The organism is Ottowia thiooxydans DSM 14619 (assembly GCF_000422885.1).
Classification (GTDB): Bacteria; Pseudomonadota; Gammaproteobacteria; order Burkholderiales; family Burkholderiaceae_C; genus Ottowia; species Ottowia thiooxydans.
In genome coordinates this window covers 63,238-87,790 of record NZ_AUGX01000001.1, presented here as the reverse complement: position 1 = coordinate 87,790, position 24,553 = coordinate 63,238, and the positions used below count along the sequence as shown (strand labels likewise).

Annotated in this window: 29 protein-coding genes and 2 tRNA genes; 21 read left to right on the top strand and 10 right to left on the bottom strand. The window is 52.1% G+C overall.

The window, feature by feature from the left end:
- Positions 1 to 23: 23 nt before the first annotated feature.
- Positions 24 to 239, bottom strand: a complete 216-nt coding sequence (locus G518_RS0100460) for a hypothetical protein (protein ID WP_028600840.1) — start codon at positions 237 to 239, stop codon at positions 24 to 26.
- Between the two features lie 96 nt (positions 240 to 335).
- Between G518_RS0100460 and G518_RS0100455 the strand changes: the two genes are divergently transcribed.
- Positions 336 to 644 (top strand): hypothetical protein, encoded by a 309-nt coding sequence (locus tag G518_RS0100455; protein ID WP_156909222.1) that lies wholly within the window; start codon positions 336 to 338, stop codon positions 642 to 644.
- Positions 645 to 655: 11 nt separating this feature from the next.
- Entirely contained in the window at positions 656 to 1,030 is a 375-nt protein-coding gene (locus G518_RS39755; RefSeq protein WP_156909221.1) for a hypothetical protein, read from the top strand.
- A gap of 7 nt (positions 1,031 to 1,037) precedes the next feature.
- On the opposite strand, the gene G518_RS0100450 is transcribed toward G518_RS39755, so the two are convergent.
- From G518_RS0100450 to G518_RS33265, 3 genes are all read right to left on the bottom strand, one after another.
- Positions 1,038 to 1,307: a hypothetical protein gene (locus G518_RS0100450; RefSeq protein WP_156909220.1), complete on the bottom strand. Its 270-nt coding sequence runs from the start codon at positions 1,305 to 1,307 to the stop codon at positions 1,038 to 1,040.
- An 83-nt stretch (positions 1,308 to 1,390) separates the two neighbouring features.
- The gene (locus G518_RS38170) at positions 1,391 to 2,122 is read right to left on the bottom strand and encodes a hypothetical protein (protein ID WP_156909219.1); all 732 of its coding nucleotides are present in this window, start codon (positions 2,120 to 2,122) and stop codon (positions 1,391 to 1,393) included.
- 87 nt (positions 2,123 to 2,209) lie between these two features.
- A complete protein-coding gene (locus tag G518_RS33265) occupies positions 2,210 to 2,539 on the bottom strand; it encodes a Rha family transcriptional regulator (RefSeq protein ID WP_051235762.1) in 330 nt (109 codons plus the stop codon).
- A gap of 701 nt (positions 2,540 to 3,240) precedes the next feature.
- On the opposite strand from G518_RS33265, the gene G518_RS33260 reads away from it, so the two are divergent.
- The 3 genes from G518_RS33260 to G518_RS0100405 all read left to right on the top strand — a co-directional run bounded on the left by G518_RS33260 (position 3,241) and on the right by G518_RS0100405 (position 4,636).
- On the top strand, positions 3,241 to 3,447 hold the full coding sequence (locus G518_RS33260) for a helix-turn-helix transcriptional regulator (RefSeq protein WP_036593113.1): 207 nt from the start codon (positions 3,241 to 3,243) through the stop codon (positions 3,445 to 3,447).
- Between the two features lie 103 nt (positions 3,448 to 3,550).
- Positions 3,551 to 4,018, top strand: a complete 468-nt coding sequence (locus G518_RS0100415) for a hypothetical protein (protein ID WP_028600837.1) — start codon at positions 3,551 to 3,553, stop codon at positions 4,016 to 4,018.
- Between the two features lie 330 nt (positions 4,019 to 4,348).
- Positions 4,349 to 4,636: a hypothetical protein gene (locus G518_RS0100405; protein WP_028600835.1), complete on the top strand. Its 288-nt coding sequence runs from the start codon at positions 4,349 to 4,351 to the stop codon at positions 4,634 to 4,636.
- Between the two features lie 334 nt (positions 4,637 to 4,970).
- Here the strand turns inward: G518_RS0100405 and G518_RS39745 are convergent, their stop codons facing one another.
- Positions 4,971 to 5,180: a hypothetical protein gene (locus G518_RS39745; protein WP_156909218.1), complete on the bottom strand. Its 210-nt coding sequence runs from the start codon at positions 5,178 to 5,180 to the stop codon at positions 4,971 to 4,973.
- Between G518_RS39745 and G518_RS0100400 the strand changes: the two genes are divergently transcribed.
- From G518_RS0100400 to G518_RS0100385, 3 genes are all read left to right on the top strand, one after another.
- On the top strand, positions 5,170 to 6,141 hold the full coding sequence (locus tag G518_RS0100400) for a hypothetical protein (RefSeq protein ID WP_156909217.1): 972 nt from the start codon (positions 5,170 to 5,172) through the stop codon (positions 6,139 to 6,141). The two genes, G518_RS39745 and G518_RS0100400, sit on opposite strands and share 11 nt — an antisense overlap.
- Before the next feature lie 670 nt (positions 6,142 to 6,811).
- Positions 6,812 to 8,341 carry a hypothetical protein gene (locus tag G518_RS0100395; RefSeq protein WP_156909216.1) on the top strand — a complete coding sequence of 510 codons (1,530 nt, stop codon included), beginning with the start codon at positions 6,812 to 6,814 and terminating at the stop codon, positions 8,339 to 8,341.
- A 247-nt stretch (positions 8,342 to 8,588) separates the two neighbouring features.
- Entirely contained in the window at positions 8,589 to 9,032 is a 444-nt protein-coding gene (locus tag G518_RS0100385) for a hypothetical protein (RefSeq protein ID WP_028600832.1), read from the top strand.
- Positions 9,033 to 9,718: 686 nt separating this feature from the next.
- Here G518_RS0100385 and G518_RS41485 read toward each other — a convergent pair.
- Together G518_RS41485 and G518_RS0100375 are read right to left on the bottom strand one after the other, a co-directional pair.
- Positions 9,719 to 10,141 carry a helix-turn-helix transcriptional regulator gene (locus tag G518_RS41485; protein WP_425414272.1) on the bottom strand — a complete coding sequence of 141 codons (423 nt, stop codon included), beginning with the start codon at positions 10,139 to 10,141 and terminating at the stop codon, positions 9,719 to 9,721.
- 225 nt (positions 10,142 to 10,366) lie between these two features.
- Positions 10,367 to 10,699, bottom strand: coding sequence for a hypothetical protein (locus G518_RS0100375; RefSeq protein ID WP_028600830.1), 333 nt, complete (start codon positions 10,697 to 10,699; stop codon positions 10,367 to 10,369).
- A gap of 288 nt (positions 10,700 to 10,987) precedes the next feature.
- Here G518_RS0100375 and G518_RS0100370 point away from each other — a divergent pair, with 288 nt between their 5' ends.
- The 3 genes from G518_RS0100370 to G518_RS40320 all read left to right on the top strand — a co-directional run bounded on the left by G518_RS0100370 (position 10,988) and on the right by G518_RS40320 (position 12,334).
- Positions 10,988 to 11,209 carry a hypothetical protein gene (locus G518_RS0100370; RefSeq protein ID WP_156909215.1) on the top strand — a complete coding sequence of 74 codons (222 nt, stop codon included), beginning with the start codon at positions 10,988 to 10,990 and terminating at the stop codon, positions 11,207 to 11,209.
- Between the two features lie 271 nt (positions 11,210 to 11,480).
- Positions 11,481 to 12,068, top strand: a complete 588-nt coding sequence (locus G518_RS0100365; protein WP_028600828.1) for a hypothetical protein — start codon at positions 11,481 to 11,483, stop codon at positions 12,066 to 12,068.
- Positions 12,065 to 12,334 (top strand): hypothetical protein, encoded by a 270-nt coding sequence (locus G518_RS40320; RefSeq protein WP_028600827.1) that lies wholly within the window; start codon positions 12,065 to 12,067, stop codon positions 12,332 to 12,334. Before G518_RS0100365 ends, G518_RS40320 begins: the two co-directional genes overlap by 4 nt.
- Positions 12,335 to 12,689: 355 nt before the next feature.
- Here the strand turns inward: G518_RS40320 and G518_RS0100355 are convergent.
- A tRNA-Asn gene (locus G518_RS0100355) sits at positions 12,690 to 12,765 on the bottom strand.
- 307 nt (positions 12,766 to 13,072) lie between these two features.
- Here G518_RS0100355 and G518_RS38160 point away from each other — a divergent pair.
- The 3 genes from G518_RS38160 to G518_RS0100340 all read left to right on the top strand — a co-directional run bounded on the left by G518_RS38160 (position 13,073) and on the right by G518_RS0100340 (position 16,150).
- The gene (locus tag G518_RS38160) at positions 13,073 to 14,533 is read left to right on the top strand and encodes an IPTL-CTERM sorting domain-containing protein (protein ID WP_051235760.1); all 1,461 of its coding nucleotides are present in this window, start codon (positions 13,073 to 13,075) and stop codon (positions 14,531 to 14,533) included.
- Between the two features lie 124 nt (positions 14,534 to 14,657).
- Positions 14,658 to 14,747 (top strand) — tRNA-Ser (locus tag G518_RS0100345).
- Between the two features lie 77 nt (positions 14,748 to 14,824).
- Positions 14,825 to 16,150: a phage integrase SAM-like domain-containing protein gene (locus G518_RS0100340; protein WP_028600826.1), complete on the top strand. Its 1,326-nt coding sequence runs from the start codon at positions 14,825 to 14,827 to the stop codon at positions 16,148 to 16,150.
- On the opposite strand, the gene G518_RS39015 is transcribed toward G518_RS0100340, so the two are convergent.
- Positions 16,116 to 16,394, bottom strand: coding sequence for a hypothetical protein (locus tag G518_RS39015; protein ID WP_084651283.1), 279 nt, complete (start codon positions 16,392 to 16,394; stop codon positions 16,116 to 16,118). The two genes, G518_RS0100340 and G518_RS39015, sit on opposite strands and share 35 nt — an antisense overlap.
- A gap of 240 nt (positions 16,395 to 16,634) precedes the next feature.
- Between G518_RS39015 and G518_RS38155 the strand changes: the two genes are divergently transcribed.
- Both G518_RS38155 and G518_RS0100330 read left to right on the top strand, forming a co-directional pair.
- Complete coding sequence (locus G518_RS38155; RefSeq protein WP_051235759.1) at positions 16,635 to 18,011, top strand: MobA/MobL family protein; 1,377 nt, start codon at positions 16,635 to 16,637, stop codon at positions 18,009 to 18,011.
- 18 nt (positions 18,012 to 18,029) lie between these two features.
- On the top strand, positions 18,030 to 18,566 hold the full coding sequence (locus G518_RS0100330; protein ID WP_156909214.1) for a 3'-5' exonuclease: 537 nt from the start codon (positions 18,030 to 18,032) through the stop codon (positions 18,564 to 18,566).
- 105 nt (positions 18,567 to 18,671) lie between these two features.
- Here the strand turns inward: G518_RS0100330 and G518_RS39740 are convergent, their stop codons facing one another.
- Positions 18,672 to 19,241, bottom strand: coding sequence for a DUF4124 domain-containing protein (locus tag G518_RS39740; protein WP_169457879.1), 570 nt, complete (start codon positions 19,239 to 19,241; stop codon positions 18,672 to 18,674).
- A gap of 491 nt (positions 19,242 to 19,732) precedes the next feature.
- Between G518_RS39740 and G518_RS39735 the strand changes: the two genes are divergently transcribed.
- The 5 genes from G518_RS39735 (at position 19,733) to G518_RS0100300 (ending at position 23,928) form a co-directional block, all read left to right on the top strand.
- On the top strand, positions 19,733 to 21,073 hold the full coding sequence (locus tag G518_RS39735; protein ID WP_156909212.1) for a hypothetical protein: 1,341 nt from the start codon (positions 19,733 to 19,735) through the stop codon (positions 21,071 to 21,073).
- 45 nt (positions 21,074 to 21,118) lie between these two features.
- Entirely contained in the window at positions 21,119 to 21,478 is a 360-nt protein-coding gene (locus G518_RS33235; RefSeq protein ID WP_036593110.1) for an H-NS histone family protein, read from the top strand.
- A 23-nt stretch (positions 21,479 to 21,501) separates the two neighbouring features.
- Positions 21,502 to 22,113, top strand: a complete 612-nt coding sequence (locus G518_RS0100310; RefSeq protein ID WP_156909211.1) for a hypothetical protein — start codon at positions 21,502 to 21,504, stop codon at positions 22,111 to 22,113.
- 25 nt (positions 22,114 to 22,138) lie between these two features.
- Positions 22,139 to 22,624 (top strand): hypothetical protein, encoded by a 486-nt coding sequence (locus G518_RS0100305; RefSeq protein ID WP_028600821.1) that lies wholly within the window; start codon positions 22,139 to 22,141, stop codon positions 22,622 to 22,624.
- A 485-nt stretch (positions 22,625 to 23,109) separates the two neighbouring features.
- A complete protein-coding gene (locus G518_RS0100300) occupies positions 23,110 to 23,928 on the top strand; it encodes a sulfite exporter TauE/SafE family protein (RefSeq protein WP_028600820.1) in 819 nt (272 codons plus the stop codon).
- Positions 23,929 to 24,553: the final 625 nt, after the last annotated feature.

Genomic DNA, 24,553 nt, shown 5'->3' with positions numbered 1-24,553 from the left:
TACTTTTTATGCAAACCTAGAACTTACCCGACCGGATCAGCGCGCTCGTTTTCGTAGGGCTGCTTCTGTAGCTTGGCCAGTGCAACGGCACCGCTGTCCATCGCCACTTGGAAACTGCCCTCATCATCCTGTTGAGCTGAGTGCTCCGAGAAGACGAGCGAGCCAGCGGGCGCCACAAGGATGACCCACCGCCAATCGCCGTCGCCGCCGTCAACGACCTGAAGTGCGTAATGTTTCATGGCGCGATGTTAAGCCCGCTTGTAACAGTTGCCAGGTAGGACTTGACCGTTTCATCGCCGAATTTATACTGTACATATTCACAGTGTTTAGGAGAAATGACGATGATCGAACACATCTATGTAGACGGGCCAGGCTCGGAAGAATTCGGGGTCACAGGTGCCATTGGCGACCTCTACGCCGAGTTGATCAAACACTTTGGCTCGTCGGAGGCACTGAACGCCGCTTACTACGATGCGCTCAGCGAACTCGAGGCTGAAGAAGAAAACTTGTCTTACCCCGGGTTGGCCCGGACTGATCGACCACCAACTCCGTTCGAAGCGGCTTTTAAAGAGCTATCGCAGAAGATCCACGCGAGGGAGCGGTACGACGCAGACACTCAGTTCGAGTTCGCACTTCCGTTCTGAACGACAAAATCATGCCAAATGCCGCCCTCAATCCCGCTGCCTTAAGTCACTCAACCCAGCGTGAACCAGAAGCAAGGCCCTTCCACCGCTACCTAATGGGCAGCGAGGAAGATGGAAAATCACTTCTGCCAGCAGCGAGCCATAAGACCTTGAATGCAAGACGGGACGTGGAATTTGATCACCCGCGCTATGGACGTGTCAAAGCAACGTACCTTTGTTATTCGTACAAGCATGGAAAGGAGCGGTTCTATCGCTGGGAAATAGAGTCCGCCGAGCAACTCGATCCTGAGGCTCCGCGTCCAATACCCGGCCAAAGTGGCAATCCCAATATCCACTTTTATGCCTACGGGGAGCAGCCGAAGAGCGGGCCAAGCAGGTCTGATTGACCTCCTGCTAGGCCTTGCACCTTCTGCGCGGGCGCGTATGCAGCTTTGCCTTGAACATTAGGAACGCGGGATCACTCAAAGAGACATCGACCTTCTTGGCCTCTGCTTCCGCCGCGACGATCTGCGCCCACAATTCCGAGCCCAATCGCTTGATGGCTTGAAGCCGCTCCGATGTGAACAACTGCTGATGCCCTTCAACCACGCCCACCTGCGCCCGTGCACAGGACTTCATCACTTCGCATACTTGCGAGAGTGTCAACCTTGCTGTATCTTCCATCGCGTGAACTCTTTTTCGTAAGATTCGACTCACATGAAAGCCCCGTTGGTTGCACCCTTCGGGGTTTTCGCCTTTCTGGGTATTCATGCTGGTTGCATCGTGGCCTCAGGAAAAAGCTCCCCGAGGTTGATTGCGAAGGTGGCCAACCAAGCTCCAGCCGGCCACGCTTGAACTTCGCCGTAGGTCTGATCCGGAACGGCAATAGAACTTTTCCCGTTCGCTGTGCACCAAGCCTTCAGCTTGCGCCAATTGCGACCGTAATCGATGCCTGTGGCTGACTTGACCGCCTTAATAGTGGCGTGGTGGGCATTGAACCCAAGCGCATCTTTCAGGCGAGTGGCTTCCCGGGTAGCGGCAGAAGCTTTCGCCATCGCTGACGCCTCGCGCTTGCTACCTATGAGAGCTTTGGTTCGGATAGCTTCGTCGCGTTCGGCCTCGATGCGATGCGCTTCCTCCACCTGATCGGCCAGAACACGTAAGGCTTCGGCATAGGTTCCCGGCAACGCAGGCCCCTGCTTTGCCTTGAGCTTCGCCTGCACCGACCGGCGCACGCCTTTGGACTCTCGCATCGATACGAGCATGCATTGGTCGAGGTTTAGCTCGAGCACTTCACTTGTTGTGCCGTTCGGGTTGGTCACTACAAAATTTTTGTAGTGCTCTCCCTCCAGTTCATCATTGCAACGCTCCACAAACTGGTTATGACGGACTTCTGACTCTCCAAACAATTTCCGCTCCTCATTGATTAGATCCAGCAATTCCTTGCTGGTCATCGTGTCGGCTGCGTCTGCGCCGCGCAGGTTCATCAGGTTGCTCACAGATTTCCTTTGATGCTCGGTGTCTGGTTATTGAAGCGTAAGTTTTTAAGAATTCAAGGGGGGTCCAATTCCGCCCAGCTTGTCATGCTAGGTACGGATCTGTCCATGCGAATTCACCGGCTCATCAACCTCTATTTCCACGGGGACTGTGAACTTGGATGCCTTTGCGCCAGTGAAGCCCATCGCCAAGAAAATGAAACCGTTCTTGGTCATGAGCACTGTACGGCGAGGCTTCCCTTGCACGTCCAGATCTTTCGCCGCCACAAAATTGTGTTGGCGAAATTCCTCGCTGCATGAAAGTTTGTCGAACGAGCGGAGTACGCTGTCGTGACGCTTGCCAAAATGCTTGGCAACTTTGCGAGAGTCGGTTGTCAATGTGCCAGATGTGGGCGCCACGAACTCAGACAAATCATTCATGCCTGCACTCCTTGCTGTTGAGAAGTGCCCAGCGTGCCATGCTTGGCACGGGATTGACAATCCTGCGCCTGCTCAGCTTCGCGACTGCGCTCAAGCCGCACCAAGACTTCGCTATTGAACGAGCGGCGGTTGTCGATCGCCCTGCACTTCAACCATCGTCGGCTGAAATTTCAGCCCACGAACTTCTTCACTGCATTCCATGCGGTCATAAGACTGAAGTAGGCGCCTTCCATCTCCTCGAATACATCCCATGCCTTTTCCGTGGTCAGCATTTGGCGTGCCGTGCTGCACCCAGTTCTGTCCAGAGGATCAGGCGTGAAGTGAACTTCATAGGATCCCGGAAATCCTCCGGGACCCCCGCCTGAACCGCCCGCAATGCATTCTCTTTGAGCTTTAGAAAATGCTTATCCTCCTCAACGCGGTCTGAAAGAAGCGGCATCAGTTACCTCAGAAAACCTCATGTTCGAGCCGGCAGCAAAGTGACCAATCGCAATTGGTGCACAAACACTGACCTAAAACTGTTGCCGAATGCTCATCCGACGGCGCGGACGGATCCTTTGCAGAACTGAGTCGCGGGACCAATACGCGCGCGCGAGAAGCTCACTGGCCTGAAAAATGAGGTGAGTTGAACTGGACATCTTCAAGTAGCTTTACCCCGTCTAGGGTTTGGTCCTACGTGGACAAATAGCGACTATGGAGGCATGGAAAAAGAACTGCTACGTCCTGCCTCCGCCGCGGCCCGGTATGACATGAGCCGTCGCACTTTGACGCGGCTCTTGCATAGCGATCCCTCATTCCCGCGTCCCATACACAAAAGCCGGCGCATGGTGCTGTTCCGGCGTGCGGAGCTGGATGCTTACTTCAGCGCCAATCGCGCACCTGCAGCCAATGGAGATCTCAATGTTTGAAGAAAGAATATCTACTATCGAACGACTTCATATGCTCGACGCTGAGCGCCGAGCGCGAGGAGGAGCGGTTCCTCTAGCAGTGCCCCCACGTCCTCGACCCAGCATGGAGCAAATCAACCAGGCGGCCCGCAAGGCGGCGGCCCGCGCGTTAATTGACACTCCATTCCTAGCTGACCCGGAAGTGGTGCGGCTGAAGGCGCAATATGAAGCTCTAAGGGGGGTTCAGGCGTATCAGCCGGTGATACGTAGATTTCTACAGGCTGAACAGCTAAAGCAAACCGCCCGAGTTGACAGTGCTCAGAATGCGCTGAAGTGGGAGGCTTTGTTTGATGCAGCGGCCAACGACCTGAACTTTTCACGTGCCAGAGTGGCCATGTCTGAGTTGATCGCGGAACGCGAATTGCAAGATGCCATTCTCAAAGCTATTTCAGTCGTGGATTGCTCGCCAGATTCAGCGCACGAACTCCATGATGCGGTCGAAAATTCGCGTACCGCATTGAATGAGCGATTGTTTGAGTTGAAGTTAGCGCAGGTCGATTCTGAACATTCACACTCCCAGGAGACACCATGATGCGTGGCTTCAATCCATCTACCGCCGCTGCGGTCCGCGCTAAATCCCAACGGTCCTCACGAGGAGGCATGGTAATTGGCCCTGGTACCGGAATCTCCGACGACATCAGCAAAATAGTTGAATCCGGGACCTTCATAATGCCGAGCGATTCCGTTCAGCAGATCGGCCCCGATGCGCTGGCTTCTATGGGAACTAGCAGTCGCGGATTCGCGCCCCGCGGACTCGGAAAGAAAGTCCCCGTACAGCTGAGCAACGGTGAGTATCAGATGCCCCCAGAGCAAGTACATGCCGTCGGAGTCCAAGCACTGAACTCAATGAAAGAACAAACGCATGTTCCAGTTTCAGCTCGGGGCTTTGCGCCTGGAGGTCGGGAACCAGAACCGCCAATGTTCTTTGCCGATGGCGGAGAGGTACGGGCGCGCGGATTCCAACCCGCGAGGAAAAATCCAATCGTTGAGCCGGCACCGGTTCGTGGCTTCCAACCCGTTCCGCAGCGGCTATCAGAGGGTGGAACTGTGGGCGACGAGCCATTACGTCAAACGCGGTTTGGTGACCGCGCCGCCTCAAGCGGTGCATCTTCACAAGTCGGTTCGATCGGCGAATCTGCGCAAGGGCTAGTTCCTCATGCACCAAACTACGGTGCTGCTGGCTACAACCCGAGATCGCTGCAGTCGTCCCCTGCGCAAGCCTCACGGGTTGACAGTAGTGCGCAACCAACCAGCCCATCCCATGTGGGCTCACCAGCTCTGGTTGAGTCTTCCCGCGGTTTCAGTCCAGGCCGACAATCAAAACCAGTTCAAGACAACGCTCCGATGCCGGCCAACGATTTCAGCGCTCGAGGCCTCGGATTTAGCGAGACATCAGCCCCCTCCCCTGCGACCGCGCCGGTGCAAATATCAAGGACCTCATCTAGCAATGTCACCAAAACCACGGGCCCAGATGGCGGGGTTTCCTACACCGGGGCGCCAGGGATCTCTGGTGACATCACGGTAAACGGGAAAGCCCCTGGGGGAACAAATACCGTGTTGCCTTCTGCTCGGGGTTTCCAGCCTGGTGCCATGGCCGCACCGGTGACGGCGCCTCCTGTCGTGTCGGAAGGCTTGGTGCCTGGCAGTGGAATGTCCGTCCTGGGCTCAGCCCCCGGGAATTTGATGGAGCGCACGGATGCCCAGCAGTTGCGTGACGCTCAAGTTGCCTCGCGTTCCTTGTTGAACGGCCCACGGGTGTTCAACCGTCGCGGGTTCTCCGGTGCACCTCCCAACATCGCGGCAGAAGAAGCATCTGCACTTATGAGGAATCAGGCTGCCGCAGAGGGCGGCGCACAGGCCAGCCGGTCAAATGGGGAAATTGAAGTCCTTCGCCAAAAGGGCGCGTTGAATCAAACAATGATGCAACAAGCAGGAGAGAACCAAAGATCTTTGGCGAAAACAATTCTGCAACAACAGACCGCAAATAGAACCGAAAGGCATCTACAGGAGCAGGAAGAAATTGCTCGACAGCGCTTGACTTTGGATTCCGTACGAGCGGCAAACGCAGGACTTCCTGCAGGTTACAGACGCACTTCAGATGGGAAGAGCTTAGAGGCAATCCCCGGGGGGCCTGCTGATTCGGCCGTTAAAGATGGGAAACTGAACGACGTTCAAGCAAAAGCGTTGCAGTTCGGTGCTCGAATGCGGCAGGCCGGCGAAACTCTGGATACGCTTGCCAGCAATGGCATCAGCCAGCCAAGCTTTGCCAAACGGGCAGCTGATGCGGTCGGATTGGGTGTAGTCGCGAATTGGACGCAAAGCCCTCAGCAACAGCAAGTGGAGCAAAGCCAACGCGATTTCGTCAACGCAGTACTTCGTCGCGAATCGGGCGCGGCTATCAGCAACGCAGAGTTTGACAATGCCCGCCAGCAATACTTTCCTCAAATGGGCGACAGCCCTCAGGTCATTGAGCAAAAGCGCCGGAATAGGGATCTAGCAACCCGAGGAATTCTGGCAGAGGTGCCAAATCAAGAGGCACGCTTACAGCAACTTCAGGGAAACGAACCATTGCAACGCACCCTCGTTCGTTCAGGTACGTTCAACGGTCGCCGGGTGACGCAGTTTAGCGACGGGAGCATCAGCTATGCAGATTGACGAAAGCCTAGTTAAATGGGATAGGACTGCGCCCCATCCTGCTGGAAGCGGAATTCCATCTGACAAGGTCGTATGGGAAAGCCCTGGGCTCACCCCTACCCCACGGGCCACTATTTCAGTCGACAACACTTCACCCTCAGTGACGGAAGTCAACGCATCAACGGGACAGCCAGATCACGCCGCTAGTTTGGGACAACGCATCGCGCGCCGCTCGAAGGACGTAGGTCGCCAGGCTGGCCTCACAGCCAGATACGGTATTGAAGGTCTAGGCCAGGCCGCAGAGTTGGTAACGGAACCGATCCGCCAAATGGTGACCAACCCCGCTGCACGTGCGCTCGATATTCCTGAGGGTAAGCCTCTGGGCCAGGCGATGTCCAGTTTTGCGGACAACATCGGACTACCGAAGCCCATGAATGACACCGAGCGCGTTGTAGGCGATGCCACTCGGCTTATGGCAGGTGGGGGTGGTATGGCCGGAGCAGCAGGCAAGGTGGCCCAGGCAACGGCAGGTCCAATACAGACAGCAGCTAAGCTCTTGAGCTCAAATCCAGGGGCTCAAATAATCGGCGCTGCCGGCACCGGTGCTGGCGCCGGCGCATCCCGGGCAAGCGGTGGCAACGAATTCGCACAGTTAGCGTCTGGAGTAGCGGGGGGCCTCACGGCGGGGGGGATGGTTCAAGCCGCACGGGCAGGCTTGCAATCAGCAAGTGTACTTGTGCCCTTGCGAGCCCAACGGGTAGAACAGCAGATTGATCAAGCGTTGAGTGGTGCGGGTGTAAATTGGAAAGATGTGCCTGAGGCCATAAAGCAATCTATGCGCAAAGATGCGGAAGCCGCATTGCGCTCCGGCAAATCGCTTGATTCAACCTCGTTGTCGCGTCTCTTGGATTTCCAGCGGGTGGGGGCTTTGCCGACTCGCGGCACCCTCACACTTGACCCCATCCAAATTACTCGAGAACAGAATCTCTCCAAGATCGGAGCAAATTCGAACGATAGTGGCCTCCACGGTTTGGCCAAAGTTCAGAATGAAAACAACAACGCTCTGATCGGCACCATCAACCGCCTAGGAGCTGGACGCTCTGATGATGCTCATTCGGTGGGCGAACGAGCTATCAGCGCACTTCAAGGCGGAATCAAGCGCGAGAAACAAAGCATCGATCACCTATACGAGCAGGCGCGAGACAGCGCAGGCCGCTCATTTCCGCTGAATGGCAATGAATTCACATCCAAAGCCAACCGTCTGTTGGACGATGCATTGCTGGGCGGTGCGCTCCCCTCATCTGTCAGTCAACATCTAAATCGCATTGCGCTAGGAGAAGTTCCTTTCGACATCGCCTATGCGGAACAGCTTAAAACGGCGATAGGAAAGCTTCAGCGGGCCAGCGGAGACGGTCAAGCTCGAATGGCGCTTGGCCTGGTACGCCAAGCGCTAGATGACACGCCGATTATGGAATTGGGAAAATCTGGACTAGCAGGTGGACCCACGACCGCTAGTGCCAATCCACTCTATGCAGGAGGCACTCAAATTGGCGAGCAAGCTCTGGACGCATTCAATCGCGCCCGCCTTGCTAACAGAACCATGATGGAGCGCGTAGATCGAATTCCAGGTCTGAAGGCGGTCTATGAAGGAACAGCAACGCCAGACGATTTTGTACAGAGGTATGTCATCAATCGCAGTGCCAAGACCGTCGACACAGGAAATTTAGCGGAAGAGTTGCGTCGCAATGATCCGGATACCCTGGAAGCAGTGCGCGCTAGCCTTGCAGCACATCTCAAGTCGGCAGCCATCGGCAACGCATCGGACGAGACCGCACGATTCAGTGCGGCAGGCTTTAATCGCGCAATGTTGGCTTTAGGTCAACGCAAACTACAACAATTCTTCAGTTCTGAAGAAATCGCGCAACTCAAGGCTGCCGGCAAGGTGTCGCAGTACACCAGTGCTCAACCTGTCGGATCTGCGGTCAATAACAGCAACTCCGGTGCACTACTCATGGGCAGAGGACTAGACCTAATTGATCGGTTGGCTGCAAAAGTGCCATTGCTTGGGTTGGGGCCAACGATATCGGGAGTAACGCGCAACATGCAACAACATAGCGCCCAAAGCATTGGCCCAGCCCTTCTGCAAAGGACCAAACAAAAAGCCAGCCGCCTACCAGGCGTAACGTTTGGAACCTTAATAGCGGCAGAAGAACAGCAATGACGCCGTCTCAAAAATCAATCCGAGGCTATTGCCGGTCGCCGCTCTCAAACCTGCCATACAGATAACGAGTGTCAACCTAAAAAAACCTGAAATCCAGCTCGCCCTGGTGAAGGCCAGGACGCATCTGCAGAAGCGAGCTCAGATCACGGCGAAAGAACTTTGAAGCCATGACCTCATGGTTACCTGATCGCCGCGGCAGGACAGTGCCGCACGCACCTATACGGACTTAAAGAGGAAAGGAAGCCAGATGTCAGAACCTCGTAAATCAACCCTAGTGACTATTCTTGAGGCGGTGCAGGACCTGCATGCCCAGGAGCAGATTGTCACCCGCGAAACCCTTGCCGACGTCACGGGCCTGAAACTCACGACGATTGACGATCGCTTGGGCGTACTCGTGGACGAAGGCGACATTCTGCGGGTTCAACGCGGCGTATTCGTGCCGGCTGTCCGCCACCCGCCAGCTAGACCCATGTCAAAGACCGCAATGTCAGACGGCACAGTGAAGGTAGAAGTTGGAGATGAAGTACTGACTCTCACTCCGCGTGAAGACCGCATGCTGGCGAATCTGATGACCGGCTCGGCCATGCAATTTTCGACCATTGAGCTAGGCCACCATACCGCAATACTGGCCTCCGATATAGCCGGTCGAGTGCGAAAAATAGAGCGCCTAATGAACGGTCTGGAATCTTAGTCATCAAACTGATTAGGAGGTACGCCTGTCGGCCTCATGCCATATGCCATGAACGAGCTTCAATGTGCAGCAGGCAACAGTACATCGATTCGACCATTCGAGATGAGAGTTTTGGAACGGCTGTCGCTTTCGGATAGCAAGTCCGCAATCTACTACTTTGACGCTCTGAGGCGACCCGGAAGCCCGCCCTACTTCGTGGAAGCTATGTAGGCCAAGACGGACGTCACGAGAGATATCAATGAAATACCGATAGCCACATACGCCGCGGCTACCTGTCGTTCAGCTGCTCGCGCCTGTCGCTCGGCGATACCCTGGGGGGTGGAACGTTTCTCAAACTGGATCTGGCGCTCCAGATTTCGAATCTTCCGTCGAGCTCCAGCCCTCTCACCAAACCTCGAGAAGTCGCCACGAGCCAACGAATTCTTTAATGCAGCAACGTGTCCCTCGTGATCGTCGCCATAGAAGCCAGAGTGAAATGCAAGTTTTTCGTTGGACATAGTTGATTCATCGAGGACTGGGCCTATCCCGTGCTCCTAACAAGAAAACTCACAAGTGTTTACGTTCGCACAGAGCGTAAGACATTCGTGTAGGGATGTCGATCTGGTTTGGCGACGCATCTCATTCATTCAAATGCGATCTACAGACAGCTAAGAATGACCCGCCAGACACGTTACCAGAGCAACCGGCTAGTCCCGAGACTGATGCGTCCATCCAATGCAAGCCAACGTAACCGTACGCGGCACAGGTATCTCGCCTGCAAGGTAGCTTTTCAGAGCGCGTGAAGACACTCCCAAGGTCTTAGCAGCCTGATGCTGGGTTAGGTTATGGCAAGACATCCATTCGGAGAGAGCTTCACTCGAACTAACGGAGCACTCAGCCACGCATTCGCGAAGGCTCTCTGCATAGGATTCAACTTCCGTATCTACCTGGGGCCGGCTTCTGAGCCAATCTTGAAGTTCATCCACTGGCCAAGCAACAGATCTATTGGCGATCAATCTCGGTTTGGGAAAACTGCCCTCCCGACGGAGGTTGTCTATCGTGGATTTGCTTAGTCCGATTGCCACGGGAAGGTCTTTCTTTCTGATCGAAAGAACCGGTATCGCATTCATGTGAATCTCCACAAAGACTTGAATCATGCCAAGTGCGAAGTTGGGCATGAAAGTGCTTGCAAAGCTCGCCGTGTCTCACGATCGCTCGGTGAGTCGCCCCAACTCCTTTCGTTCACCAGTTCTACGCATGTCCAGATACTCAGCCTAGTCTTCCACGTGAACGCCCTTCGCCCATTTCTTGCTGCAATCTATTCGCACCAAACCAATTCAAGCAGAAAAGGAAGCTTAGAGCTTGCCTACCGAGGAAGGAAAGAAACCAGTCACGACCCAACGAAAAATAAGCCAGGCGGCTGACAGTACGACGAATCCGATCACCATCGCTAGTACCGCTTCCCTGAGACGTTGAGAGACGGTTAGACAGTTTGCCTGGGCATCCCAGACCACTTCGTTTGGTTCGATGGTTTTGAAACTTGGCGTCGGCAACGAAGCAACCTGCCCAATGGGTGTATCGCATGACAGGGGTGGAGTGGTATCGGTCCAGACGATCCCCGATATCACCACCAAGATGAGCATTGAAATGAGGAGATAGAGACGTCTAAAGCCTGTGATCATGTTCATACGGCGGAATTTACCAGCTTGCACACTTTCCCGCGCTACATCACAATGACATCAGGTGCTTGAAAACACCTTTGGTTCAGCGGTTGCTACCTCCACCGTCAAGCGAGGTTTTGTCATGCTCGGTTTCTGGCGCAGGTGCGTTTGCTCTTGCCCAAAAGATTTTTGGGCGGGATGGGCTTGCCCGTAAGGATGGCCGCACGGCTGAACCCGTGTTTTCAACATCCCGCCCACCCGCTACGCTTGAAAAAGCAAACGGTGGATTTTCAGCCTCGTTCAGGAGCTGAATTCATGTCCGCTATCAATCTGGCACGCCAAGACGCGCCAATCACTCCGGCCAAAGCGGCCGGCACTCCCACTCCCAACCTGCAATCTGATCTTGCTGCTTTCAATGCGAGCAACGGAGCATCCAGCTACATCGAGCGTGTGAACTTCGCCGCCATCCATCCGGGCGAGTCGAGGATGTCGCCCATTTCAATTTCGCTCATGACACCATTTTCGCCGGGGTGTTGACACGTCCCACCAACTTCGGTGAAACTCGGCTCGCCTCTGCACTTCAGAGGTCGGGTTTTGCAGCCCGAAGCACCGCTGTAGCGAAAGCCGCAGCCAACCGTAGAGGTTCTGCGGCTTTTTCGTTCGCGCCCCTTTTAGGCGGCTCGATGGGAGGGCGCAAGCCCTGCCGGTTCGCGCAAGCGGTGCCCGGTCTGCAAACCCGTCGAGCCGCCGCCACGGATTTGCAGCCAAGGCGACGGTTTCTCAAAACCGCACCGCTTGGAGGCCAATCATGGCTGCTTCTACCGCACCGGCACCGGCGCACCTGCGCCTCGTTCCCGCACTCCCCCTCTCCGAAATTCAGCCCGACCAGCCCGACCAGCCCGCCACAGCGGCTGACCTGCTGGTCTGCATCGAGCCCACCTACTGGGCTCGCTACAAGGGCACCCGTGCCCAACTCGAAGCCGAGGGCGTCATTCCCAAGGACACCAAGTGGCCCGAGAGCGGCGCCAAGGTGTGCTGGGAAGACGGCAACCTCGAGTTCACCCTGAACCGCACCCGCCCGGACGGCATGAAGGGTCCGATGAAGCTCTGGCTCGCGGGCGACTACTGGTGCCTTGACATCGACGTCAAGGGCCGTGACTGGCAGTGGCGCGCGCGCCAGAACATCGAAGAGAAGGCCAAGGAATTGGCTGCGGAAATTCGCCGCCACACCCCGCAGGCCATTCGCGAAGACCGCCTGCGGTGGGACCGCTACTGGAAGGCTCACCGCGACACCGCATTCCAGGCCTTCAAGGCCAAGTTCGTCCCGGAGCGCAAGAAGCCCGGCCGCAAACCCAAGGCGGCTGTGCCCGCCATCTCTGACGGAGTCCAAGCATGAGCGCCCTCATCACCAACGGCGGCGCGACCGCCACCATGACCAGCCAGGAAATTGCTGACCTGGTTGAAAAGCGCCACGACAACGTCAAGCGCACCATCGAAATGCTGGCCGCGCGCGGCGCCATCGAATCTCCTCAATCTGAGGAAATCCCCACGGCCAACCGGTGCGAGCTTCACGAGACCGAGGCCGAGTTCACCGCCGACGTGGAGGCGCTGAAGCGCTTCCGGGTCTCGATTGGCCTGCCAGCCCGTCGGGGTGACCAGTGAGCGACTTTCCACATGAACTTCCGTTTCGAGCAGGTGCAGCGACATGCAGCCTTCCACACCAACTTCCGAAGAGCCGTTGTTTCACAAGAGGGTTAATCTTCACAGGTTGTGACCCGAGAGATCTCTGTAAGGCGTTCCAGCTAGCGCCCTAAAAGATTTGAAATCCGAGAGGGACGAAAACGGTGTGTGGGCATTTGCATTTGAGCGTGCCGAGGGGATGCTTGGTAAAGACTCTCAACCGTCGGACCGCAATTAGATCTGGTGTAGCAAAAAATTGACTTACACCCGCCCTTACATCAAACCAGAAAAGAAAAACCCTGCTACCTTTTGAGTAGCAGGGTTTCCTTGTCTATTTTGGCTCCTCGACCTGGGCTCGAACCAGGGACCTACGGATTAACAGTCCGGCGCTCTACCGACTGAGCTATCGAGGAACAAGCCTTGTATTATAGCTTGAAATTCGGTACTTTCTTGGCGGTGCAGCTTGATTTGAAAATTTTCCAAACCTACCAACATCGCCTCTGGCGGGGATATCCCTCACCAGCGAAGCCCGCTATCTTAGCATAATTTATCCGCGTTTTCGAAAAGCTGCCGACCTTCGGTTGATGGGCGGGTCCCGACGCATGTGAAGCGTTTTTGCCAAATATTCCCGTTACCAAGGTTGGGCGTCGCTGACTCCCCTCTAAACTAGAGATCACTTATGAGTGGTCTCATATTCGTAATGACAAAGGGCATCTAGCAATGCAAAGAAACGGCGTTTTTGCCCTGGTGCGACGACTGTGGCTCCGTGGGATTCTGGGTCTGTCCGTAGCCTTAAGCTGCTTGGCCGTTCAGGCGCAGCCATCCCCTGAGTTCACCGAGAACTTTGGTACATGCACAGCTTCTACGCTCAGGGCCCCCAACGTGGGCACCGCGCGAGGCTCTTCGCCCTGGATCTTCCTGACCCTTTATCAACCCCTTCCCACTTGCACCACCGGCTGGACTTTTCAAGGCAATGCCTTTCTGGCAGAGAGCAACTCAGGGGGAGCGCCTTTTCCAGGCGGAGCAACCAAAGCCATGTGGCTGAACGAGCCAGGCGAAGGTCGGCCCCGTGGATCCATGACGCGCACAGTGTCCAATCTGGTGATCGGGCAAAGGTATGAAGTTTCAGCACAGGCATGGACCGACGACGTGGATGCGCCTACGGCCCTGGGAGTGAAGTTCGGAGACATCGAAGCCTCCTTGAGCATGGCAGCTGGAAGCGGCGTGCAGTCGATCAAGGTTTCCTTGTGCGCCCTGCAAGATACGCTCCCTCTGGAGCTGCACGAGAATGGAGCGACTGCATCCTCCCCTATCGTCACCAACGTAGTACTCCGAGATCTGCAAGAACCCTGCCAGTTCACCGTGACGTTTGTTTCGAACGGAGGCACCGCAGTCGCCCCTCAGACTGTGGCTTACAACGATCAAGCCACGACGGGCACCACCACCAACGGTTCACAGGCGTTTGCAGGCTGGTATACCGACCCAAGCTTCGCCCAAGGAACGCTATACAACTTCGCAACGCCGGTCACGCAAGACGTCACGCTGTATGCCCAATGGGTTCCGGGCTTTTCCGTAGGAGGAGAAGTGATCGGCCTGAATGCGGGCAGCACACTGCAATTGATGAACAGCAATGGTGATCTGCTCTCCATGACAGCGGCTGGAAATTTCGTGTTTCCCTCGCAGCTTGCAGACAACGCGGCTTATTCCGTGAGCGTGAGCAGCCAGCCCCCTGGCCAGCGCTGTGAGGTCACTCGTGGCAACGGCAATATTCCAGGAGACAACGTCACCAACGTACTCGTGACATGCAGATCCATCTACACAGTCAGCGGCACCCTGACGGGGTTGGCCGCAAACGCTTCAGTGATGCTGCAGAACAATGCTGGTGACAACCTGACAATGAATGCCGACGGCGGTTTCATTTTTTCAGAGCCCCTGCTCGACGGTGCCAGCTATGTGGTCACTGTCGGTACGCAGCCGCAAGGCCAGAGGTGTGAAGTAACGCGTGGCACGGGCTCGATCAACGCTGCTAACGTGACCAACGTACTCGTCACCTGCGCGTCCACAGCGGTTGTGGCCATCATCGCGCCTGTCCCATCGCTGTCTGCATGGGGCCTGATTATGCTTTCCGCGGTATTGGCGTTTGTGACCATCGTTCGCTCAAGTCGAACGCGCATGAACTAACGGAATGGAGCGAAAACCTTGAAAAGGCTTTGACCGCTCTCCAAGTTTGAGCAATCACACTGAATTTTTTTAAACTTTCTGGAGAGCCCCATAGCTCCAGCTATAATTCAGAGTTCGGCACTGCGGAGAGGTGGCAGAGTGGTCGAATGTACCTGACTCGAAATCAGGCGTAGGGGCGACCCTACCGAGGGTTCGAATCCCTCCCTCTCCGCCAAAAGCAAAAAACCCTTGTAATTCAATGAGTTACAAGGGTTTTCTTGTTTTGGGTGGTAGCAAAACTGGTAGCAATCCATGTCTTTGCCCCTCCCCATCTACCTCTTGGGTTCCAGCTACTACCTACACACCCGCATAGGTGGTAAGCAGGTCAAGCGCTCCTTGCGCACGAGCTACAAGCGCGTAGCTATCATCAGAGCCATCAATCTATTGAACGGCCTGACAATGCACAAGAAGCCCGACCTGAGCAACCTCAGCACCTACGAACTGGACTTGTCTCGGGGCATCCTGAAAGCCGATGGCGACGAAGACCACGCCCGGCTAATGCAAGCCCTGCAAGCCATGCAGCAGATGCAACAGGCCCAGCCCCAAGCACCCGCGCCAATTGCTACACAAGCACCAGCAGACGACCCTACGGCCCTAAAACTTGCGGAATTGCTAGAAAAATTCTTGTCGCTTAAACAGGTGAAGCAGGCCACGGCAATCGCGTACAAAAATTGCATCGACGAATTAGCCAAATTTTTAAAAAATCCCCCAATTACTCGCATCACCGCTAGCGACATAACGCGGTATCAAGAATTTCTAGCGAAAAAAGAAAATGGAGTCAAAAAAGGCAACAGCATCCGCACAATTGACAATAAAATTTCAATTATTAGAGCCATTTTTAATTTCGCTATGAAACAAAGCTATACACGCAACGGCAACCCAGCCGAAAACCGCGCACTACTGACAAAAAAGCAACGCCTTAGCGGAGGCTATGCGATTTTTGAAAAAGAAGAAATTGAGCAGTTTTTCAAAAGTGAATTCTTTAAAGAACAAGAAGCAAAAGACCCGGACTATACAACCGCTGTTCTCTTCGGGTTATTTACGGGTTGTCGGATTGGTGAAATTACAAGTCTCAAAAAGGATAATTTCAAAAAAAGCTCAGCCGGGGTAAGTTATCTTGTTATCCGTGATAGCAAAACACAGGCCGGAATTCGTGAGATTCCATTGCACCCTTGCCTAATTGAGAAGGTGTCCGATTTTTTAGAGAAAAAGACGGACAAAATTTTCAAATATGTGGAAAAAGAAGGCAAGGGCACCGGCAACGCAGTAGGTAAGAAATTCGCCCGAAATTTAGAAAGTGCAAAAATTGAGCGAGAGAAGCTAGTTTTTCACAGCCTAAGAAAATTCGTGAATAACGAATTGATGAAAAGTGGGGTTAGTTTAGAAAATCGCTGTCAATTCATAGGGCATGAAATAGAGAATGTGAATGTCTCGATATACACAAATAAAATTAACATTGAAGCACTCGCCGCCGCAATTTTTCCGACCTTGGAAAAATTCCGCGACCTGATAGAAACAAAAAAAGCCCCGTGGGAGGGTTTGGTTACGGATTTTTCGGAGCTTGTTGACCCGATGTAAGTTCTTTAAATAGCACTTTATCGCGCTCTCCGAGCGTGTTCAAAAGGCCTACAACGTAATTTTGTAGGCCTTTATTTTTTTCTAATTCTTTTAGAATGAGTGCGCCTAGGATAATTTTTCTTCTGGTGTCCTCATTCTTTTTCTTCTTGTTCATGAGTGCTTCAAGATTCCGTTGACGTTTGTCTAGCTGATTTTTCTCAACTTTTAGCTTTTCTATCCTGTTTTTTATATCGTCTGCCTTCATTTTAATTGCCCCTAATAAAATTAGGGTAGCATAAAATTAATTCAAATTCTAATTAAATTCGCATATCGTGATTTTTTCTGCTATTCTGAAATTAGAGGCGAAGATATATGTTAGCGGATAAATTAAAAGGTCATCATCTATTAGCCCCCTGCAAGGGCTCACTTATGCAAACTCCCCACAAGGGGGAGTTAGCCGTTCGCCCTGCCGGGGGCGTTGCTTCGCAACCGGGAGATTTAGCCTATGTCTAAATCTCTTGCAACTTGGTTTACCCCGTCCCTTCAAACCATATCGCGTAGCGCTGGGCGTAGCGCCGTAGCCGCCGCCGCCTATCGTGCGTGTGTAAAGCTCATAGACCAAACCACGGGGCTAATTCACGACTACACCCGCAAAAAAGGCCACATTGAAACGTTGCTCATTGGTGCAGATGACATTTCAGAATTATGGAATAAAGCCGAAGCCGCAGAGAATCGTAAGAATTCGACGGTTGCCCGTGAACTGATGCTCCCCCTTCCCGATGAGTGGACAAATGACGAGCGGCGCGAATGCGTCCGCGACATTGCGCAGCACCTGCGCAATACTTACGGCGTAGCCGTCTCTGGCTCAATTCACGCCCCCAATAAACATCATCGAAACAACCACGTGCACATGATGTTCACCACGAGAGCCGTGGACGAATTAGGACAATTTGGCAAAAAGACCCGAATTCTTGATGATATGAAGACCGGCGAAGTTTCTAAACTTCGGGAAGCAATTTGCAAAATCGTCAACGCCCACGCCGAAAAGCTTGGCTCAGATTTCTATGTTTATTCGGGAAAATTTGTTGACATTGACCCCACACACATTCCAACAAAACATATCCCCATTCAAGCCGGAAAAGAATACCGAGCCGCTATCACAGCACAAAACACTCAGGTAAAAATACATCGCGCCAATGTAGCCACGTATGAAAAAAAAGCGGAGCTGTTGAAAGCGGAGCTTTCTAACGCTTCAATTTTGGCAACCCCAGAAAGCACACCCGCGCCAGATACCCCTAAAAGCGTCGATGTAGAAAGGATTGAGGCTATCCCCTTCGAGGATATAGAAAGCCCCTTTAAACGCAAATTAATGCCCGAAGCATGCGAAAAAGCTTATTTTCGCCATCAAGAGACACTAAAAAAACAGCGAGAATTGAAAATCATTGAAGAAAAATGGCAGGCTAAACATGCTGAACTTTTGGCAACTAAGCCCAGCAGTACACAACGCTTATTTTCAAAAATCGGGCTAGGTACGGCAAAAATTGAGCGCTATGACGCTGAGCTATCTAAAACAGAAATTCATTTAACAAAAATAGAACACAACAAGACGTTGTTCAAAAAAATACTTAGCGACAAAAACGCATTAAATTTAATTGCACAATATAACGCCATCATTGACCACAATGCCTCAATCTCGGACTTAGAGGCGCAAGCCTTTAAAGCGCACTCAGAGAAATTAGAACGCGAACGCGAATTAGCCGAGGAGCAAGCGCGGCAGTTGTCTGAGCCTCTGCAAGATTGGACGGTAGGTTGTGACCCTACAAAAAATCAATCTAGACAAAAAGCTATTTATTGCCCCCAATCAATTAGCATTGATTATTAAAATATGCAATATGGGGGCATGACTAATACACCAACCCCCAACCCTCTCCCAGAAGTTCTTTCACAAGACCACGTTTTTTTAGCCGTTGAATCGACAGATTTAAACGGACGAATTATAAAAATTCAAATTGCTGACAACAACGGGAATTTGATTTTAGATACCCTTATTCATCCAAGATGGAAAATTAAAAAGGGTAACGCACAATTAAAGCATCACATCACCGATGAAATGGCGTCCAGTGCCCCACGCTGGAAAGACTTACTACCCACCATAGCAAATTTGACACAGGGTAAAAAAGTCATTGTTTACAATGCAAAGTTTATGAATGCGGTTTTTTACACCACATCTCTAAAATATCATACCCCCTATTTGAATTTAGATTTATTTTGTCTCATGGAGGCAACAGCCCAAATTATCGGGGTTTGGAGTGAATATAGACAGGCTTACATTCCTGTAAAACTTTTTGATGCGTGTTTTGACAATAACATTAAATACAATGACCATAAAAAAGCCTTGATGCTCTACGAATTGGCAAATGTCTTAAAGACAAAATGATGATTGCAAAGCAACGAAAAAGCGGCTCTTAGGCCGCTTTTCTGCTTTGTGGGGTAATGCTCCCCCGCGCTAGGGCGTGGGGGCTGGGGGGCGTCCTGCATCTAGTCATTCATACGAACGAGCTTTAATTATCTCTTTTTCTTGCAAATCAAAAGAACAGCCCCAAGTCTTGGCACCAGTGTATCCACCATAGCTATTCTTTGCATTGATTGTGACCGCATAAGTAATGCTAGGAAACCAGCCTAAATTAGTTTGATAGTCAGGCGCCGGTCCAGCAGAACGAGTTATTTCGCCAATTCGTGCGGACTCTGGGTCTTTTAGCATTGCTGTAATGCGAGCAATACAACGCTTCTTGTTCGCCTCTATAACTTCTGCGCTGGGTGGCAAAGTTGGCGGCATTGAATCAATTTGCTTCTGCACTTTCGCGCGAGCAGCATCAATGTCTTTGATTATATTGCTCGAACTACTTTTCCCCCTACACGCCTCTGTTCCAATGTGTTGATAATTTGAGCAATCAACAGCAGTCGAAGGTTTCACTTCAATTTTTTGTGCGTCCGCTGCACAAGGAGTCTGACTAAAAGTATTTCCGCATTTGTACATTGTTTGTGCAAATACTGGCGCACTAACCAAAGAAATCAAGACTACCGATATACGTAATAGCATGCTGTTTTCCATTGTTGGTGGATTCGTGCATCATAACACTTTGCAATATTTGGTGCAATGCTGTTCATGTTGGTGTAGCCATTGCGGGGGGCCCCGGCCAGAGGCTGGGGGGCGCAGCGCCTAGGGAATAATTGTATTAGTCATACACACATCCGAGTAAACCTAATAAGCATGCGGATTTCAGCGATTTAATTTGTCCGTAACTTCATTTACTTTTGATATCACACTACGAGCCAAGAATTGAAGGTTGCGACAGTCAGAAAAGAAAAAAACCGGATGTATTTCTACACCCGGTCTATTCTTGATTTTAATACCATGTTATGGTAATTTAATTGGAACAAATCAGAGAACCAATCTGATTTGTTCAAGACTGACGGTAAACACACTACGCATCAATCTCTTTCATATATATTTTATACCACCAAGGTTGATTGTCAAGTATAAGTGAGGAGTAATTCATAGAGTTTTATTTCAGTTTTGCGCAACTGAAATGGAACACACCTATGAAATTTAACATCACTGCAATTAGACAACACGAAGCCTCAAAGCTTCTAACCCGTGATTTTCTCGAAACGGGTAAAAACATTCTTGGTGATGGCTTGAAGCTTTGCCAGCGAGCCAAAGCCCACAACAGCGACAACCCCGATACCGCCTTTATCGTTGTTGAAAAAAAAGCCATCAAAGAAAAAATTAACGGCAAATACATTACGCAAATCGTAAACGTTGCCCGCATGCACGATGCCGCCCAATGTGGCAACGCACATCTATGCCCGCATTGCGCAAGCTATAAGGCTGCCACCCTGCGTGATTGGTCTGATAACGCATTTGTACCCGCCGCCAAAGCAAAAAATTTGTGTATTGGCTTATTGACGCTAACGGCAAAACATCGCCGCGATTGTGATTGGGCATTGCACGTAGCTAATTTCTATTCAGCCTTGGCTGTTTTTAACGTTGCTATGCGTCGCAGCTTTTTAAAAATTGGTAGCCTTGGCCGCGTACAATGTATGGAATCCCCCGTAGGCTCCAATGGGATTCATGTTCATATTCATGATTTCTTTACATACGCCCCCAGCTCAGACCTAGAAGAATTTCAAAAAATAGTCTTGAAGCACTGGAAGGCAGCATTGAAAAAATTTGGTTTAAGTTGCAATAGTCATGGGGTTGACATTAAACCAGAGGGCAAGTTTGATATGGGCTATATCGCAAAAGAACTGGCCGCTTATGACACAAAAGACAAAAGCAAAAGCGACTTAAAAAATCTCTTTCAACTACTGGACGCAAGTGCAAAAGGCGACAAGCAAGCCGGGTATGACTGGATACGAGCCGCCAAAGCAATTCAAGGTCGTGACCGCTGGAACGTCGGGCAACTAGCGCAAAAGCTCGGAATTCCATGCCCCAGCGACTGGAAAAAACCGGAAGGCATCGCAAAAGTAGACCCTCAGCGCCTTCTAATTTCTTACCCACAGCCTCAACACATGGTAGCCACCAGTCCCGCAAATCCTCGCGCCGGATTGGCGTTTATTCTTCGCGCTGCACGCAACGAAGCCGCCCGAGCCGGTACAACGCAAAGAATGGTTTTACGCATGTGCGATGAAACAATTAAAGCCGAAGTTGAACAAATTAAATTCAAGCACGCTAAGACGCTTGGAAAGCTAATTAAATCAAGCTTTACCACCGACGAAAAAGAAAAACTCTACGCCAAAATTTACAGTTATTGCACTTTTGCAATTGCTGAATACCGCGCAACCACTTACAGCTATATGCACCCGGCGCCGAAGCCTACGCCACTAGTACAAGAGGACTATTCAGACCTAATTCCAGGCCTAGAATTAGACTTTTCATGATTGTTAACGTGTGTTACAGTGCTCTCTATCACATAGGAGGACACCATGACTGACACAAGCGAAGCTCAATTGGCAAAGTTGGAAGCGGAGCACAAGAAGCGCATGGATGCGCTCAAAGAGGTTGAGGCTCAACTGGCGGCAATCCGTGCCGCAAATCGCGACGCCAAATTAGTAGAACTCAAAAAGCAAATTGCAGACTATGGCTTTACCGCCATTGATTTGTTTGGAACCACGTCCACAAAATCTAAATCCGCAAAACCTACGAAGGCGAAAACTGATTTAATCGTTAAGTATCGTGATGAAAATGGAAACACTTGGCACGGAGGCAAGGGGCCTAACCCAAAGTGGGTAAAAGCAATTAAAGATGCTGGCGGCGATATTGAGAAGTATCGCGTAAGCAACTAATTTACAATACGGGGAGCAATGCAATGAAGTGCCCTAAATGTCAGTATGAGCGAAAGCCTTCTGATGAAGCACCGGAATATGAATGCCCCTCTTGTGGCATTATTTACGCAAAATACAATCCAATTTCGCATAAAGCACCTATCAAACCTTTGCCGACTGTCAAATCCGACGGACTTTTACAAAAATTCGTTGCGTCAAAATTTGGCAAATTTCTCCTTTGGTCATTTGCTGGTATTGCATTTCTTACCTTGATTGCACAACTACTAGGCGGCGAATATGCGTTGCTCGGGGGCTTTGCCATAGTTGGTCTTTGGGCGGTTTCCAAAGCAATTGAGGGAAGTCAAAAGCAGGCAGAGCAGCGTCAAGCAGAAATGGAAAAACAGCCCTATTTGCATTGCATGACATGCGGCCATGACTTTAAGACCTATAAGTCAGCTTTGCGAGGCAGCAATACAATGGAAATTGCGTTGTGGGTTCTTCTGATGTGGCCAATTGCACTGGTATACAGTATTTGGCGACGTTTGGGCGCAGGCAAGGCGAAAATTTCTTGCATCGTCTGCGCGTCCAATCAAGTAGTTCCCGAAACATCACCGGCAGCCATTGCCCATAAAAAAGCGCTCGGTATTAAAGATTGACATAGCTTGATAAGAAGGCTTTATTATGGGGCAATCGCTTAGCGCTCACGTCGGAGATAAAGAAGTTACCGTTGCAACATTGCGCGTCGATGGCAAAAAGATGACGTTGCAGTTTTTTAAGCAAATCCCTAAGATTTCTTATTTTACCGACAACGATGAACCCGACCCCTCCCTAGCTCCTTGGGGAAGAATAAACTATTCAATAGCAAAAGAGGGAAAAGAATGGTTATTAGTCGAAAAGGAAAATTCGCTTTTTAAGTGCTGCATAGATTTGCCAAGCGTGAGCGATTGGGAGATTGAGCATCACGCGAAATGGGCAGCGGACGCTAAACAGAAAATTTCCGAATACGCAGGGAAAAAGTTTTATGAAAACATGCTAAAAACCCAGGAAGAAAATTTTTCGCGTCACTCAAAAGGCATAGAAATGGCCAAGAAAAAACTGCTTGTGGCGCAAAAGAAATTTGCTTTATTACAGAAATTACAAGAGCTGCCTCAGCTTTATTTAGCTTAGTTGGCCAGTTTAAGGGCCATTGCGCTATACTAGGCGGAGCTATTGGTAGCAACACTGGTAGCAAAATTTTTGACCCCGCTACCGCCTAAGTAGCTGATTTATAAGGGTTTTGGCGGTTGGGCACATTTGTTACGCCCTTCACGCAGAGAGTTCTCACGAGCCGCCCGCACATGCGTTCAAGGGGCGCTAAAATAGAGCGGTCTGCGGTGCACGCCGGGCTCTATATTTCCTTGAACCTATGCTCTCTGAGCAGGGGCTTGGAACATTGTCTGGTCAGCGTGATCGTCTCGCGTCAGATGAACCCAAGACCAGTCTGACCTCGCCCACCTGAACCCTGCGTTCAGGATGAGGGCTCGGTGGCATTCGCAGACACCTTATTCCACACACTCACCGCCCTCTGCTCCCCTTTTTCACCAAAAGCAGAATGCCCTTGATTGACGGCACACGGCGGCGTCTGGCCCACATCTGATCACTTGGCCGTTGCCATGCCCATAGAACCGCTCCTGATATTTGAACTTGCGCTCCTGGGTATCGCCACAGGCTTTCTTGCTGGTCTGCTGGGCATCGGCGGTGGCATGATCATGGTGCCTTTTATTTCTGCCATCCTTGGAGCGCGCGGGGTGGCACCAGGCCTGGCTGTGAAGATGGCCATTGCCACCTCCATGGCAACCATCATCTTCACCTCCATAAGCAGCGTTCGCGCCCATCACAAAAGGGGTGCAGTGCGCTGGGACATCGTCAAGAGTCTTGCCCCCGGCATTGTGTTAGGTGCCATGGTGGCCAGCCTTGGAATATTTGCACTGCTCAAAGGCTCTATCCTGGCGTTGGTATTCGCGGCGTTCGTGGGATTCTCTGCAACCCAGATGTTTCTCGACAAGAAGCCCGCACCAACGCGGCAAATCCCGGGCACGGCGGGTTTGTTAGGTGCAGGTGGTGTGATCGGCCTGCTCTCAGGCCTGGTGGGTGCTGGTGGAGGTTTCGTCAGTGTTCCATTCATGACCTGGTGCAACGTGGCCATACACAACGCGGTAGCCACCAGTGCAGCGCTTGGATTTCCTATTGCCGTCGCCAACGTGCTTGGCTATGTGATCGCTGGGCAAAATATCGAAGGGCTGCCGCCCTATTCGTTTGGCTATCTGTGGCTACCGGGGCTTGTGGTCATCGCTTGTTGTAGCGTGTTGACGGCGCCTCTGGGTGCGCGTGCGGCCCATGCTTTGCCGGTGAAGAAATTGAAGCGGGCTTTTGCGACTATTTTGTATTTGCTGGCTGCTTACATGCTGTACAAAGGGCTTTCGGCGCTGTAGTCGGGTTGGAACAGAGGGGGTTTAACCTCCTCTCCCCTGGAAGGTATTGATACTGACGCGCATGCCGACTCGAGCCCGAGACAGCGAGCTGGTTTTACTCCTTCCCCCGCTGGGGGAAGGCGGGGATGGGGGCAAGCGGCGGTTGAATGAGGCACTGCGGTTGCAAATAACCTTCTGCTCTTTTCTTTAGGTCGGAGGCCGGGAATTGCGCCCGGCAGCGCAGTCACTTTCGTTCGCTCCGCCGCCGGATGGCCGGCCCAAAGAAAGTAACCAAAGAAAGGGCGGCCCCGCCGGACGCGTCCCTGCGCTGCGCTTCGGGCAACTTGCGATGCTCAGTCAAGGGGCGGTGCAGCCGAACTCACTGCGTTCACTTCGTTCTCTACGTTCAAACAGCGGCTGCAAGCTAGATCACGAAGCAAGAGCATCTTTCAGTGCTCTTGCCCGCCCCTCCCCGTGCGCTTCTCAGCGCGGCCAGAGGGGTGGGATACCCACTCGGGCCATCGCTACGCTGGGCCCTGAAACTGCTAGTCGCTCACGCTGGAGTAATACACCAGGGCGCTTGATCGTGCACTAGGCCCATCCAGAGCGCCCAACCTGAGGCCAGCAAAAGCGCCAGGCCGGCGGC

Bases quoted from the DNA above. Each gene is read 5' to 3' on its own strand.
- G518_RS0100460 (WP_028600840.1), bottom strand. From the start codon at position 239: ATGAAACATTACGCACTTCAGGTCGTTGACGGCGGCGACGGCGATTGG.
- G518_RS0100455 (WP_156909222.1), top strand. From the start codon at position 336: ATGACGATGATCGAACACATCTATGTAGACGGGCCAGGCTCGGAAGAA.
- G518_RS39755 (WP_156909221.1), top strand. From the start codon at position 656: ATGCCAAATGCCGCCCTCAATCCCGCTGCCTTAAGTCACTCAACCCAG.
- G518_RS0100450 (WP_156909220.1), bottom strand. From the start codon at position 1,307: ATGGAAGATACAGCAAGGTTGACACTCTCGCAAGTATGCGAAGTGATG.
- G518_RS33265 (WP_051235762.1), bottom strand. From the start codon at position 2,539: ATGAATGATTTGTCTGAGTTCGTGGCGCCCACATCTGGCACATTGACA.
- G518_RS33260 (WP_036593113.1), top strand. From the start codon at position 3,241: ATGGAAAAAGAACTGCTACGTCCTGCCTCCGCCGCGGCCCGGTATGAC.
- G518_RS0100415 (WP_028600837.1), top strand. From the start codon at position 3,551: ATGGAGCAAATCAACCAGGCGGCCCGCAAGGCGGCGGCCCGCGCGTTA.
- G518_RS0100405 (WP_028600835.1), top strand. From the start codon at position 4,349: ATGTTCCAGTTTCAGCTCGGGGCTTTGCGCCTGGAGGTCGGGAACCAG.
- G518_RS0100400 (WP_156909217.1), top strand. From the start codon at position 5,170: ATGGAGCGCACGGATGCCCAGCAGTTGCGTGACGCTCAAGTTGCCTCG.
- G518_RS0100395 (WP_156909216.1), top strand. From the start codon at position 6,812: ATGGTTCAAGCCGCACGGGCAGGCTTGCAATCAGCAAGTGTACTTGTG.
- G518_RS0100385 (WP_028600832.1), top strand. From the start codon at position 8,589: ATGTCAGAACCTCGTAAATCAACCCTAGTGACTATTCTTGAGGCGGTG.
- G518_RS41485 (WP_425414272.1), bottom strand. From the start codon at position 10,141: ATGAATGCGATACCGGTTCTTTCGATCAGAAAGAAAGACCTTCCCGTG.
- G518_RS0100375 (WP_028600830.1), bottom strand. From the start codon at position 10,699: ATGAACATGATCACAGGCTTTAGACGTCTCTATCTCCTCATTTCAATG.
- G518_RS0100370 (WP_156909215.1), top strand. From the start codon at position 10,988: ATGTCCGCTATCAATCTGGCACGCCAAGACGCGCCAATCACTCCGGCC.
- G518_RS0100365 (WP_028600828.1), top strand. From the start codon at position 11,481: ATGGCTGCTTCTACCGCACCGGCACCGGCGCACCTGCGCCTCGTTCCC.
- G518_RS40320 (WP_028600827.1), top strand. From the start codon at position 12,065: ATGAGCGCCCTCATCACCAACGGCGGCGCGACCGCCACCATGACCAGC.
- G518_RS38160 (WP_051235760.1), top strand. From the start codon at position 13,073: ATGCAAAGAAACGGCGTTTTTGCCCTGGTGCGACGACTGTGGCTCCGT.
- G518_RS0100340 (WP_028600826.1), top strand. From the start codon at position 14,825: ATGTCTTTGCCCCTCCCCATCTACCTCTTGGGTTCCAGCTACTACCTA.
- G518_RS39015 (WP_084651283.1), bottom strand. From the start codon at position 16,394: ATGAAGGCAGACGATATAAAAAACAGGATAGAAAAGCTAAAAGTTGAG.
- G518_RS38155 (WP_051235759.1), top strand. From the start codon at position 16,635: ATGTCTAAATCTCTTGCAACTTGGTTTACCCCGTCCCTTCAAACCATA.
- G518_RS0100330 (WP_156909214.1), top strand. From the start codon at position 18,030: ATGACTAATACACCAACCCCCAACCCTCTCCCAGAAGTTCTTTCACAA.
- G518_RS39740 (WP_169457879.1), bottom strand. From the start codon at position 19,241: ATGGAAAACAGCATGCTATTACGTATATCGGTAGTCTTGATTTCTTTG.
- G518_RS39735 (WP_156909212.1), top strand. From the start codon at position 19,733: ATGAAATTTAACATCACTGCAATTAGACAACACGAAGCCTCAAAGCTT.
- G518_RS33235 (WP_036593110.1), top strand. From the start codon at position 21,119: ATGACTGACACAAGCGAAGCTCAATTGGCAAAGTTGGAAGCGGAGCAC.
- G518_RS0100310 (WP_156909211.1), top strand. From the start codon at position 21,502: ATGAAGTGCCCTAAATGTCAGTATGAGCGAAAGCCTTCTGATGAAGCA.
- G518_RS0100305 (WP_028600821.1), top strand. From the start codon at position 22,139: ATGGGGCAATCGCTTAGCGCTCACGTCGGAGATAAAGAAGTTACCGTT.
- G518_RS0100300 (WP_028600820.1), top strand. From the start codon at position 23,110: ATGCCCATAGAACCGCTCCTGATATTTGAACTTGCGCTCCTGGGTATC.